Consider the following 11703-nt stretch of genomic DNA (forward strand, 5'->3'; position numbering starts at 1 on the left):
AAAAAATGCAGTACTGAACCAATACTGCATTTCTCAAATTGGTATTTTCAGACTGATTTCTCTAGGTCTTTTTGACCACTGCATAGCGCGTCAAAGTCAACGCTCTCGCCTCGTCATGCTTTACCACCGGCAGGGGATAGTTGTCACCTAAGCGAACATCTGCCGCCGCCAACTCTAGCGGCCCAGCCAGCCACGGGCAGTGCAAAACCTTGGTGGGCAGTCCGGCCAGCACGGGTAAATAGCGGCGAATAAATTTGCCATCTGCGTCGAATTTTTCGCTCTGACTGGTGGGATTAAAAATTCTGAAATACGGCTGCGCATCACAGCCACTGCTGGCCGCCCACTGCCAGCCACCATTGTTTGACGCCAAATCAAAATCGTTAAGATGCTGGGCAAAATAACGCTCACCCCAGCGCCAATCAAGGCCTAAATCTTTCACTAAAAAACTCGCCACCACCATGCGCAGGCGGTTATGCATATAGCCAGTCTGGTTGATTTGTGCCATCGCCGCATCTACCAGCGGATAGCCAGTACGGCCTTCGCACCAAGCGGCAAACAAGGCCTTGGCAGACGCCCCACTCTCCCACTCAATACGGTCGTAATCAGGTTTAAAGGCTTGGCTAGCTGCGTGCGGAAAATTACTCAAAATCTGCGCGTAAAAATCACGCCAAATTAATTCGCTCAACCACACCGCCGCCCCTTCGCTGTCCTCCTTCATGGCCAGTTGCACCAGCTTACGAATCGAGACTGTGCCAAAGCGCAAATGCACACCCAAGTAGCTAGGCCCCTTGACTGAGGGAAAGTTGCGAGTCTCTTGATAAGCCTGCATGCGCGGCAGAAAATCTGCCAACAAAGTCTCGCCGCCAGATGCACCGGTGGGGATTTTCAAATCTTTGAGATTGCTTGGCTCAAAGCCCAAGGCCTCAAGACTGGGTAACTTGGTTTTATATTTTTTCGGCAAGGCGCTTAAGGCCGAAGCATGTGCGTCTATGGCATAGGGCGAGAGATAGTAGGCATCGACTTTTTTAAGCCAAGCATTTTTATACGGTGTGAATACGCTGTATGGCTTGGACGCCAAGGTGAGCACTTCAGCGCGCTCGAAAATCACGTGGTCTTTAAAACTATGAAAGGCTTGGCCTTGACGGCCTAGTTGCGCCTGCACTTTAGCGTCACGCGCCAGCGCTTGTGGCTCATAGTCGTGATTGGTGAAAACCGCCTCTACGCCCAACTCAAGCGCCAATTGAGCCACGCGCTCGTCGGCTTGGTCATGCAGCACGATCAAGCCCGCGCCCGGCTGCGCATGCTGCGCGCCCAAGGCTTGCAGGCTTTGGTGCAACTCAGCGATGGCGGCGTGAATGAACTCAACCCGGCGGTCCACCCGCGGCAGGCCGTCCAATATCGCACGGTCATAAACAAAAACGCAGTGCACGTGGGCACAAGACTTAAGCGCATGGTGAAGTGCTGCGTTATCGCTGGCGCGCAAATCGCGCCGGAACCAGATCAAGCCGGTAAGGTATTTTTTATCCATGGGGGCATGGTAACGAAAGCCTCGTGTTGACCGAGTAGTGCGGCTAAAATCCAGCCATGGCACTCGACATAGAACCGATCAATCTGACACATCATTTCCTCATAGCCATGCCAGGCTTGGAGGACTCTCTTTTCACTCGCAGCGTTATCTACATGTGCGAACACTCTGGCCGCGGAGCGCTAGGGCTGGTCATCAATAAACCCAGCGACATCAGTTTGAAAAAACTTTTCGACAAAGTCGAATTGCCGCTCAACCGTGAAGACCTCAGCGACGCACCAGTTTTCCAAGGCGGCCCAGTGCAGACCGAGCGCGGCTTTGTACTGCACGAGTCCATGATGCCGGGCATGGAGTCGGTTTACGCCTCAACCATGCCAATTCCAGGCGGGTTAGAGATGACTACATCAAAAGATGTCCTCGAAGCTTTATCCCAAGGCAACGGTCCACGCCGCATTTTTGTTTCACTGGGCTACTCGTCTTGGGCCCAAGGTCAGCTCGAATCTGAAATTGCCGACAATAGCTGGCTGACAGTAGCCGCCGATACCGCGCTAATTTTTGACACGCCTATAGAGCAACGCTACGACAAAGCCATCGCCTTGCTCGGCTTTGAGAGCTGGATGATTTCCCCCGACGCCGGCCACGCGTGAGCCCGCGTTCATGACACCGACTGCCGGCCTGCAAACTTTTTTGGCCTTTGATTTCGGTCTCAAACGCACTGGCGTTGCCACCGGCAATATTCTTACCCGCAGCGCCACACCTCAGTCGACCATCAAAGCCGAAGGCGATGCGCGCTTTCCCCTGATCGCACGCCGCATTCAAGAATGGCAGCCCGATGCCTTAGTCGTCGGCATTCCGTTTCACCCCGATGGCGCGAGTCATGAAAATACCTTACGCGCGCAAAAGTTTGCGCGCCAATTGCGCGGCCGTTACGGCCTACAGGTATTTGAAGTGGATGAGCGCTACAGCACGACCGAGGCGATTGCCTCGGGCGCCCCCGATGCCGATGCGGCGTCTGCCTGCATCATCCTAGAGCAGTATTTAAGGAGTATTGAATGACCAGTCTGACGCTTGACGCGCAAGCGCTTTACCAAGAGCTTCTCAAAGCCATGCGGCAAATGCTGGCGGCATATACGCAGCCGCCGTTACTCGTCGGTGTTGCGTCTGGCGGCGTTTGGTTGGCCGAACGACTGCATGCTGATTTGGGCTTAGCCGGCAAACCCGGCGTGCTCTCCTCAAGCATGCACCGCGATGATTTTTCTAAACGCGGCTTGGCACCAAGTGAGCCCACGCTGCTGCCCATAGATGTCAATGGCGCGCATCTCATAGTGGTCGATGACGTGCTCTACACCGGCCGCACGGTAAGAGCCGTGCTCAACGAATTATTCGACTACGGCCGCCCCGCCAGCGTCAAGCTAGTGGTACTGGTAGACCGCGGCGGGCGCGAGTTACCAGTGCAAGCCGACTTAGCCATTGCGCGGGTTTATCTGCCTGACTCGCAAAGCCTAGAACTAGCCCGTAGCCCAGACGGAGACTTGAGTTTTCAAGTCCAAGAACGCTGATGCTTTCTTTCCATTTATTTCATTTTTCTGGAGCGTAAGACGTGCTGTACAAACGCAATCCCCAACTCAATAAAAACGGTGAGTTAATTCACCTGCTCTCGACCGAAGGCCTGTCCCGCGACCTGCTTACCCACATCTTGGACACGGCTGCGAATTTTGTCAGCGTGAGCGACCGCGAGGTCAAAAAAGTCCCGCTGCTGCGCGGCAAAAGCGTGTTCAATTTATTTTTTGAAAACTCCACGCGCACCCGCACTACGTTTGAGATTGCCGCCACCCGGCTCTCGGCGGATGTGATTAACCTGGACATCGCGCGCTCCTCCGCCTCCAAGGGCGAGTCGCTGTTAGACACCATCGCCAACCTCAGCGCCATGGCTGCCGACATATTTGTCGTGCGCCACAGCGAGTCTGGCGCGCCCTACCTAATCGCCCAGCACGTAGCGCCGCATGTGCATGTGATCAATGCCGGTGACGGCCGGCATGCGCACCCGACTCAGGGTTTGCTCGACATGTATACGATTCGGCATTACAAAAAAGATTTTTCAAACCTCACCGTGGCCATAGTCGGTGACGTGCTGCATTCACGCGTAGCGCGCTCAGACATTCATGCGCTAACCACCTTGGGTTGCGCTGAAGTTCGCGTGGTGGGCCCTAAAACCATTGTGCCGGCCGAGATGGCACAAATGGGCGTGCGGGTTTGCAACACGCTTGAAGAAGGCATTCGCGGCGCTGATGTGATCATCATGCTCAGGCTGCAAAACGAGCGCATGACAGGCGCTTTGCTGCCTAGCAGTCAAGAGTTTTTCAAAAGCTTTGGTCTGACCATGGAGAAGTTGCAATTGGCAAAATCCGATGCCATCGTGATGCACCCGGGTCCGATTAATCGTGGGGTTGAAATCGACTCAGAAGTGGTTGACGGCGCGCAGAGCGTGATACTGCCGCAAGTGACTTTCGGCATCGCCGTACGTATGGCGGCCATGACTATTGTGGCGGGGAATGAAGCATGAAAATCTTGATTAAAAACGGTCGTGTCATAGATCCCGCCTCAGGCTTTGACGCGGTCTGCGATCTGGCGATTGCGGGCGGACGCATCATTGGCATTCAAAATTTGCCGGTTGATTTTTTACCGAATAAAACCATAGACGCAAGCGGCTGCATAGTCGCACCCGGCCTGATCGATTTATCGGCCCGACTGCGTGAGCCCGGTCACGAACACGAGGGCATGCTGGAAAGCGAACTCGCCGCAGCAGTTGCGGGCGGCGTCACCAGCGTAGTTTGTCCACCCGATACCGACCCAGTGCTGGACGAGCCAGGTCTGGTGGAGATGCTGAAGTTTCGCGCCGAAAAACTGCACCAAAGCCGCGTCTTTCCGCTCGGTGCTCTAACCCGCGGCCTCAAAGGCGAAGCCTTAACCGAAATGGCCGAACTCACCGAAGCCGGTTGCGTCGCTTTTAGCCAAGCCGAAGTGCCGTTAGCCAATACCCAAGTGCTGCTGCGCGCCTTGCAATACGCGTCTAGCTTTGGTTACAGTGTCTGGCTCAGGCCGCAAGAACTTCATCTCGGCCATGGGGTTGCCGCCAGCGGTGCGTTTGCCACTCGCTTAGGTCTGTCCGGCGTTTCAGTGGCGGCCGAAACCATTGCCTTGCACACGATTTTTGAGCTCATGCGCTCAACCGGTGCGCGGGTTCATTTGTGCCGTATCAGCAGCGCCGCCGGTGTCGCATTGGTAGCCCAAGCCAAAGCCGAAGGCCTCAATGTCAGCTGCGATGTGAGCATCAATAGTCTGCATTTAATCGACAGCGACATTGGCTACTTTGACAGCCGCATGCGGCTAGAGCCGCCACTGCGCCAACAGCGCGACAGAGATGCTATCTCAGAAGGCCTAGCAAATGGCACGATTGACGCGCTGGTATCTGACCACACGCCAGTCGACGAAGATGCCAAGACGCTGCCATTTGCAGAAGCTGAGCCGGGCGCTACTGGACTGGAGTTACTGCTTTCCATGGCGCTTAAATGGAATGCGTCCCTGCCTAAAGACAGCGAAGGCGGTTTGCTGCGCGCTCTGGCTGTGCTGACCTGCGAGCCAGCCCGCGTACTGGGAATTGCCTTAGGCAGTTTAGAAGCCAGCGCCGGCCGACTGGTCAAAGGTGGCGTAGCAGACATCTGCATCATAGATACGGCGGCCGAATGGATGGCCACGCCAACGGCGCTGCGCAGCCAGGGCAAACACACGCCGTTCTCTAGCTACCTGCTGCCAGCGCGAGTGCGCTACACATTGGTCGGCGGTCAAGTGGCCTATCACTTGGCAGATCACACTGAGTCAAGCGTGTGAGGCTAGATCACCAGGCTGACCAAAAAGTCAGTCCCAAAGCCGGGCATAAGTTCAGTCATAAGCTGCATGCTTGCATCAAAGCTTTGCGGGCTTTTTTGCATATTGCGGTCGGCTTTGTCACCATCGCTTTGCTGTTTCCCAGGCTATCCCAAGCGCAGCGGGAAATGCGCATTCAAGTATGGTCCCGTCAGCTACTGACCTGTCTAGGCATAGGCTTAGTCGTCAATGGCGAGCCGGCGCGTAACGGGCCTGCGCTTTTAATGGCCAACCACATTTCATGGCTAGATATCAGCGCCTTGCATTCAGCTGGCTTTTGCCGCTTTGTCTCAAAGGCCGACATTATGCAGTGGCCGTTTATCGGCAAGTTAGCCATTGGCGTAGGCAGTCTTTTTATAGAGCGTACGTCGCGTCGCGACGCGATGCGAGTCGTTCAGCACATGACGGAACGCCTACGCGCTGGCGACGTGTTGGCGGTTTTCCCCGAAGGCACGACTAGCGACGGCCAAAGCCTACTGCCGTTTCATGCCAATTTATTTCAAGCGGCGATTTCAGCCGAGGCGCCGGTGCAACCGGTGTCGTTGCAGTTTGTCGACAGCACCAGCGGTAAGCCGAGTTTTGCACCTTGCTACATAGACGATGACACGCTAATGGCCTCGTTCTGGCGCACGCTGTGCACGCCGGGCATTAGCGTTGTCATCAGCTATGGCCTGCCGCAATTAGCAAGGGGCCGAGACCGACGCGAATGGTCGCGCGATGTGCGCGCTGAGATTGATGCTTTGCGCCTAAAAAATAGTTTTTCAAGCCTGTAGTTGTGTTCCTACCGAGGATCAATGCCTCGGCCTACCGGGCTGCGAACGCATTGTGTTTATGGTTGTTATTTCAATGCAGCAGTACTGCGCGTAGATTACAAAAACATATATCGCCATGAAAAACAAAATCTTAATTCTCGCCTTTTCCCTGTCCAGTGCGTTGATGGGCAGTGCTATCGCCATGACGCAGGCCGAGTACAAACTTCAGCAGGAACAGATTTCAGCGAGCTACCGCACCAACGTGAGCAAATGCAATTTAATGGCTGGCAACACCAAAGACGTCTGCATGTCAGAGCTCAATGGCGCTGACAAAATTGCCCGGGCCGCTCTGCTGACCAAACAGGAACCTGGCACTGAGCATGATCAAGCTCTGCGTACAACGCGCAACGACGCGGCCTTTGAGACCGCAAAAAAAATGTGCAACGACTTTGCCGGCAATGTGAAAGATGTTTGCATCGAAGACGCCAATGCCGCCCACGTCAGCGCAGAGCAAGACAACAAGCTCGCTAGCGTTGCGGCTGGAAGTGGCGCCAACAAAACTGAAAAACTCAAGACTGCGCAAAAAGACGCGCTCAAAGAAAAACGAGAAGCCGCCTACCTTGCAGTGAAAGTGCGCTGCGACAGTCTAGCCGGCGAAGCCAAAGACAGTTGCGTCAAAGATGCCAAAACCGAGTACGACATGAAGTGATCGCTGACAACGCTGGCATAGCCCGCATCAGGGATATACGACTGGACATATCTAAGTTTTTCTTAGTGATCTTAGAATTACATTCTTGATTTTGCTCTAAGCTTGCCGCTTCACGCCTAGCTGGCTATCACTTTGAAAATCTTTTCTCGCTTTAACCAAGGCAAGCCATGAACGTCCAAGATGGATTGCCGACACGTGCACGCTCGCTAGCACTACTGGTGATCATTCCCGGCATCATCATGGCCGTGCTTGACGGCACGATTGTCAATCTAGCCTTACCCAGCATCTCGCAGCAGTTCATGATTGAACCGGCGCAATCTATTTGGATAGTCAACGCTTATCAAATTGCCACCTTAACCATGCTGCTACCGCTGGCCACGCTCGGCGACATTGTGGGTTACCGCAAAGTCTATCTGGCCGGCATGTTGGTTTTTACATTGGCATCGCTCGCTTGCAGCGCAGCTGATTCACTCACCACACTGTCCTTAGCGCGCATGCTACAAGGCGTAGGGAGTGCCGGCATCATGAGTATTAACAGTGCTTTGGTGCGGCTGATTTATCCGCGCCATATGTTGGGTCGAGGCATAGCCATTAACTCCATGGTGGTCGCTACCACCTCGGTTGCCGGCCCAACCATAGCCGCTGCCGTGCTATCTATCGGCAGTTGGCCGTGGCTATTTGCCATCAATATTCCGATTGGTTTGGCATGCTTTTTTCTAGGCCGGAAGTTTTTGCCGGCTAACCGTGAACTGGCTAGCGGCGCACGTTTTTCTCCACTCGACGTTGTGCTCAATGGACTGATGTTCGGCTTGATTATTTTGGGCATTGATGGCCTTGCCGTGCGCAATCTGCCAGAGCCCGGGCAAGCGGCTGCATGGCTGTGGTTGCCGCTGGCTGAACTGCTGGCAGGGCTAGTCGTCGGTGTGATTTATGTGCGGCGTCAATTGCGCGAAGCCGTGCCGTTATTCCCGTTAGATTTACTGCGTATTCCGATTTTTGCTTTATCCATGGGCACGTCGGTAGGCGCTTTCGCGGCCCAAACACTGGCTTATATAAGTCTGCCTTTTTTACTTCTCGAAGGCTTTGGCCGCAGCCATTGGCAAACCGGTTTACTGCTCAGCGCTTGGCCGCTGGGCATAGTAATGGTGGCACCGTTTGCCGGTCGACTTATAGGGCGCTATGCGGCCGGGCTGCTGGCCGGCATAGGGCTGGCGCTGCTCTCACTCGGTCTTTTGCTACTGGCCTTTTTACCGGCACAGCCGGCCGACGCGAACATTGTTTGGCGCATGCTTATTTGCGGCCTGGGTTTTGGTCTGTTTCAGTCGCCCAACAACCACACGATTTTGACCTCAGCGCCCGAGCACCGCAGCGGCGGCGCCAGTGGCATGCTGGGCACTGCGCGGCTAACCGGCCAGACCACGGGCGCGGTCATGCTGGCCGTCGTATTTAGCAGCTTTAGCGCGCACAGCGGACAAGGTGGATTTGTGGCCTTGTGCATTGCTTCAGCATTTGCAGCGTTGGCAGGCGTTTGCAGTGCCTTTCGTATCAAGGGACAAAATCGTAGTTTGCGGTCTTAGTCTGCTTGGAATTTATCGCTGAAAAAATGGCCGCGTGCAGCGCCATGAGTTGACAGTCTACTCACCGCTTGCGGCGTGGCGTATGGACAGCAGCGTCACACGCCCCGTCTCTAATCCTTGCGCGTCGACTATTCCAGCTTCTTCGGTGCCGGCCATCAACATAGCCGATAAGGCGTCACGCAGTCCGGCAGTTTGCGGCAAACGCGGCGCTTGCCAAGCCGCTGCACCGGCTTGGCAATAAGCACCCACACTCAGCAGCGCGAGACGTTTAAGCGAACGGTCAGTGCCCACAAAGGCCTCGACAAAAGTATTCGCGGGTCGCGCCAACAAACGCTCTGGCGTGTCGTATTGAACCAGTTTGCCCTCGCGCAAAATCGCGATGCGCGTGCCCATGCGTATGGCTTCGTCAATGTCATGGGTGACGAACACAATGGTTTTACCAAGCTCGCGCAGTATGCGTAAAAATTCATCCTGCAGCAGTGCGCGGTTAATCGGATCAATCGCGCCAAAAGGCTCGTCCATCAGCATCACCGGCGGGTCTGCGGCCAAAGCACGCGCCACACCCACACGCTGCTTTTGTCCGCCGGATAAATCGCGAGGAAAGCGCTGTCGATAACGGTCGGGATCTAACTTAACCAGCGCCAGTAATTCATCCACCCGACGATTGATGCGCGCTGCATCCCAGCCCAGCAACTTGGGCACCGTGGCAATATTTTGTGCAATCGTCATATGCGGAAACAAACCGACTTGCTGAATCACATAACCAATCGAGCGACGCAGCGTCACCGCGTCGGTTTGCATGACATCATGGCCATCCACCAAAATGCGACCAGCATCGGGTTCTAGCATTCGGTTAATCATGCGCATAGAGCTGGTTTTGCCGCAACCCGAAGGGCCTATCAACACGCAAATCTCACCGGCCTTGATATGCAGCGACAAGCCATCGACAGCCGCCGGCCCGGTGTTAGCAAAACGCTTGCTCAGGTTTTCAAGAACAATCATGCGCGCAGTCCAGGTGAAGTCATGAGGCGCTGCAATGCGCCAAAAAAGTAATCCGCTAACAATGCCATGAGCGCCACTGGAATCGCACCGACCAGCAACTGCGCCATAGACATGCCAGCAATCCCCGCGGTGATAAAGTCGCCCAACCCGCCGCCGCCAATAAAAGAAGCCAACACTGCACCCGAGATCACTTGCACCGCAGCAGTTCGCAATCCCGCAAACAAAGTAGGCAGTGCCAACGGCAGTTGTAATTTAAAAAGTAGTTCGCGGCGCGTCATTCCCATGCCAATCGCAGCGTCAACCAAGTCCGCGTCGACACCGCGCAAACCAGTAATGCTGTGTGTCAGCAACGGCGGCAAGGCAATTAGCGTGAGGGCAAACAGTGAAGGTGCAAACCCCGTTCCCAACAGCGGCATGAGTAGCGCCAACAATGCCAGCGATGGCAAGGTGCGTAAAACGTTAGCGACATTTACAAAACCAAGCGCGAGACGCTCACGCCTTACCGCGACGATGGCAGCTGGAAAACACAGCATGGCGGCAAGCAGTAGCGCCGAAATTGACAACTGGACATGGGTGAGCAATGCGTCCGAAAATCGGTCCGGGTGCTCCATCAGGTATTGCCATGTCTCAAGCAGCATAACGGCGCCTGAGTTTTTGTTCGGCCAGCGCCAGCAAAATGTCGACGGCTACTGCCAACGCACAAACCGTGAGTGCACCCGTCCAGATCTTGGCCGTGTGGTTGTTAGAAATACCAGTAAAAATAAGTGTGCCCAGCCCGCCCGCACTGATAAAGGCCGCTACCACGGTCACGCTGATGATGGTGACAGCTGCCACACGCAAACCCGCAATAATCAAAGGCAAGGCCAGCGGCAGCTCTATGGCGCGCATAATTTGCCAGCGACTCATGCCCATGCCACGCGCCGCATCCAATACTTCAGCAGAGACTTCGCGCATGCCGGTGACCACACTGCGAATTAAAATCATCATGGAAAAAGCCACCATGGTGATGATGGCGTTGACCCGACCCAAACCAAAAAAGGGAATTAAAAAAGCCAACAAGGCCAGCGTGGGCAGTGTGTAGAAAATGCCGGTGACTGTCATCACCGCTGCATACAAACGTTCACGCCGCGCCGTTAGCATACCAATCAATAGTGAGAGCGCGAATGAAATCACCAGTGCAGTGATTGAAATCGTGATGTGCTGCCACAGCGCAATAAGCACATCAGGCCAGTTGGCCAATAACCACTGCATAACAGTTCGGCCTTACTTGACCAAGCCTTTGGATTTCAGGAAATCATGCGCAACCGCCTTGGGTTCGCGTTTTTCGCCATCAACTTGATAGTTCATCTTCGCCATACTGGACTCATCCAGCAAGGCACTTACGCGGTTAAGAACCGGGCCGATTTTCGGATTCGCGTCCAGCACTTGCTGGCGTATGACGGGCACGACGTAATACGGTGGCCAGAGATTTTTATCATCCTTGAGACGTGTCAAACCGAGCGAGCTAATCATGCCGTCAGTCGAGTAACCATTGACGACTTGAACCTGATCGCTCTGAATCGCTTGGTAGCGAAGACCGACAGCCATCTGCAGATAGTCGCCAAACTCAATGTTGTAAGTCGCCTTCATGGCGGGCAGGCCATCGATACGATCACGAAACTCAGCGCCTGCGCCAAGCTTGAGTTGCTTGGACACACGGGCTAAATCGCTGAGTGTTTTGAGCTGGTATTTTTGCGCCGTCTCGGGTTTAACCACTATGGAGTAGCCGTTGTTCAAATTTGACTGATCAAGCACAGCCAGCCCCATCTTGGCGTAAGCCGCTTTTACCTTGTCGTAAACCGCCTTAGGGTCAGACATAGTCTGAGCCTTAAGCACCACTAACAGCATGGTGCCGGTGTACTCGGGATAAAAATCAATCTGCTTTTCTTCCAGTGCTTTTTGTGCGATCAAAGTGCCGCCGAGGTTGAGCTTTTTCTCGGTCTTGACTCCAGCCGCTTCCAGCGCCTGCGCATAGATTTCAGCCAACACAAACTGTTCGGTGAAATCTTTAGAGCCAACCCGTACTGCTGTTTGAGCTTGCGCGCTTAGGGACAAAAATATAGCTAATGAGAGTGTGCACAGCGCTAATGTTTTATGAATTCGCATCATGATTTCCGGTTCTGGTCTACAGGTGCAAGCATGCAAAGCTGCAGGAAAATTGGCCCCTTACGCCCA

13 protein-coding genes are annotated in these 11703 nt (G+C 54.5%); 8 read left to right on the forward strand and 5 right to left on the reverse strand.

What is annotated here, in order from left to right; all coding sequences use genetic code 11:
- Nucleotides 1-61: 61 nt before the first annotated feature.
- The gene (locus HC248_RS15105) at nucleotides 62-1528 is read right to left on the reverse strand and encodes a cryptochrome/photolyase family protein (protein ID WP_168923198.1); all 1467 of its coding nucleotides are present in this window, start codon (nucleotides 1526-1528) and stop codon (nucleotides 62-64) included.
- A 56-nt stretch (nucleotides 1529-1584) separates the two neighbouring features.
- Between HC248_RS15105 and HC248_RS15110 the strand changes: the two genes are divergently transcribed.
- The 8 genes from HC248_RS15110 (at nucleotide 1585) to HC248_RS15145 (ending at nucleotide 8487) form a co-directional block, all read left to right on the forward strand.
- On the forward strand, nucleotides 1585-2172 hold the full coding sequence (locus tag HC248_RS15110; protein WP_168923199.1) for a YqgE/AlgH family protein: 588 nt from the start codon (nucleotides 1585-1587) through the stop codon (nucleotides 2170-2172).
- Nucleotides 2173-2182: 10 nt separating this feature from the next.
- Nucleotides 2183-2581: a Holliday junction resolvase RuvX gene (gene ruvX, locus HC248_RS15115; protein WP_168923200.1), complete on the forward strand. Its 399-nt coding sequence runs from the start codon at nucleotides 2183-2185 to the stop codon at nucleotides 2579-2581.
- A complete protein-coding gene (pyrR, locus tag HC248_RS15120) occupies nucleotides 2578-3084 on the forward strand; it encodes a bifunctional pyr operon transcriptional regulator/uracil phosphoribosyltransferase PyrR (RefSeq protein WP_168923201.1) in 507 nt (168 codons plus the stop codon). Before ruvX ends, pyrR begins: the two co-directional genes overlap by 4 nt.
- A gap of 41 nt (nucleotides 3085-3125) precedes the next feature.
- On the forward strand, nucleotides 3126-4088 hold the full coding sequence (locus tag HC248_RS15125) for an aspartate carbamoyltransferase catalytic subunit (RefSeq protein WP_168923202.1): 963 nt from the start codon (nucleotides 3126-3128) through the stop codon (nucleotides 4086-4088).
- Nucleotides 4085-5413, forward strand: a complete 1329-nt coding sequence (locus HC248_RS15130; protein WP_168923203.1) for a dihydroorotase — start codon at nucleotides 4085-4087, stop codon at nucleotides 5411-5413. Before HC248_RS15125 ends, HC248_RS15130 begins: the two co-directional genes overlap by 4 nt.
- 62 nt (nucleotides 5414-5475) lie before the next feature.
- Nucleotides 5476-6222 (forward strand): lysophospholipid acyltransferase family protein, encoded by a 747-nt coding sequence (locus HC248_RS15135; RefSeq protein WP_420372026.1) that lies wholly within the window; start codon nucleotides 5476-5478, stop codon nucleotides 6220-6222.
- Nucleotides 6223-6337: 115 nt separating this feature from the next.
- Nucleotides 6338-6910, forward strand: coding sequence for a hypothetical protein (locus HC248_RS15140; protein WP_168923204.1), 573 nt, complete (start codon nucleotides 6338-6340; stop codon nucleotides 6908-6910).
- Between the two features lie 167 nt (nucleotides 6911-7077).
- Nucleotides 7078-8487 carry an MFS transporter gene (locus tag HC248_RS15145; protein ID WP_168923205.1) on the forward strand — a complete coding sequence of 470 codons (1410 nt, stop codon included), beginning with the start codon at nucleotides 7078-7080 and terminating at the stop codon, nucleotides 8485-8487.
- 57 nt (nucleotides 8488-8544) lie between these two features.
- On the opposite strand, the gene HC248_RS15150 is transcribed toward HC248_RS15145, so the two are convergent.
- Genes HC248_RS15150 through HC248_RS15165 form a run of 4 tightly spaced genes read right to left on the reverse strand, consistent with a single transcriptional unit; the run spans nucleotide 8545 to nucleotide 11637 of the window.
- Nucleotides 8545-9489: an ABC transporter ATP-binding protein gene (locus HC248_RS15150; protein WP_168923206.1), complete on the reverse strand. Its 945-nt coding sequence runs from the start codon at nucleotides 9487-9489 to the stop codon at nucleotides 8545-8547.
- Nucleotides 9486-10127, reverse strand: coding sequence for an ABC transporter permease (locus tag HC248_RS15155; RefSeq protein WP_168923207.1), 642 nt, complete (start codon nucleotides 10125-10127; stop codon nucleotides 9486-9488). Before HC248_RS15155 ends, HC248_RS15150 begins: the two co-directional genes overlap by 4 nt.
- A complete protein-coding gene (locus HC248_RS15160; protein WP_168923208.1) occupies nucleotides 10117-10740 on the reverse strand; it encodes an ABC transporter permease in 624 nt (207 codons plus the stop codon). Before HC248_RS15160 ends, HC248_RS15155 begins: the two co-directional genes overlap by 11 nt.
- Nucleotides 10741-10752: 12 nt before the next feature.
- Nucleotides 10753-11637: a glycine betaine ABC transporter substrate-binding protein gene (locus tag HC248_RS15165; protein WP_238342650.1), complete on the reverse strand. Its 885-nt coding sequence runs from the start codon at nucleotides 11635-11637 to the stop codon at nucleotides 10753-10755.
- Nucleotides 11638-11703: the final 66 nt, after the last annotated feature.

Origin of the sequence: Polaromonas vacuolata, from assembly GCF_012584515.1 — a bacterium.
In the GTDB taxonomy this organism is placed as follows: Bacteria; Pseudomonadota; Gammaproteobacteria; order Burkholderiales; family Burkholderiaceae_C; genus Polaromonas; species Polaromonas vacuolata.

Excerpts from the sequence above, each read along its gene's own strand:
- pyrR (WP_168923201.1), top strand. The coding sequence starts at position 2,578 with ATGACCAGTCTGACGCTTGACGCGCAAGCGCTTTACCAAGAGCTTCTC.
- ruvX (WP_168923200.1), top strand. The coding sequence starts at position 2,183 with ATGACACCGACTGCCGGCCTGCAAACTTTTTTGGCCTTTGATTTCGGT.
- HC248_RS15160 (WP_168923208.1), bottom strand. The coding sequence starts at position 10,740 with ATGCAGTGGTTATTGGCCAACTGGCCTGATGTGCTTATTGCGCTGTGG.
- HC248_RS15155 (WP_168923207.1), bottom strand. The coding sequence starts at position 10,127 with ATGCTGCTTGAGACATGGCAATACCTGATGGAGCACCCGGACCGATTT.
- HC248_RS15110 (WP_168923199.1), top strand. The coding sequence starts at position 1,585 with ATGGCACTCGACATAGAACCGATCAATCTGACACATCATTTCCTCATA.
- HC248_RS15140 (WP_168923204.1), top strand. The coding sequence starts at position 6,338 with ATGAAAAACAAAATCTTAATTCTCGCCTTTTCCCTGTCCAGTGCGTTG.
- HC248_RS15130 (WP_168923203.1), top strand. The coding sequence starts at position 4,085 with ATGAAAATCTTGATTAAAAACGGTCGTGTCATAGATCCCGCCTCAGGC.
- HC248_RS15105 (WP_168923198.1), bottom strand. The coding sequence starts at position 1,528 with ATGGATAAAAAATACCTTACCGGCTTGATCTGGTTCCGGCGCGATTTG.
- HC248_RS15150 (WP_168923206.1), bottom strand. The coding sequence starts at position 9,489 with ATGATTGTTCTTGAAAACCTGAGCAAGCGTTTTGCTAACACCGGGCCG.
- HC248_RS15145 (WP_168923205.1), top strand. The coding sequence starts at position 7,078 with ATGAACGTCCAAGATGGATTGCCGACACGTGCACGCTCGCTAGCACTA.
- HC248_RS15165 (WP_238342650.1), bottom strand. The coding sequence starts at position 11,637 with ATGATGCGAATTCATAAAACATTAGCGCTGTGCACACTCTCATTAGCT.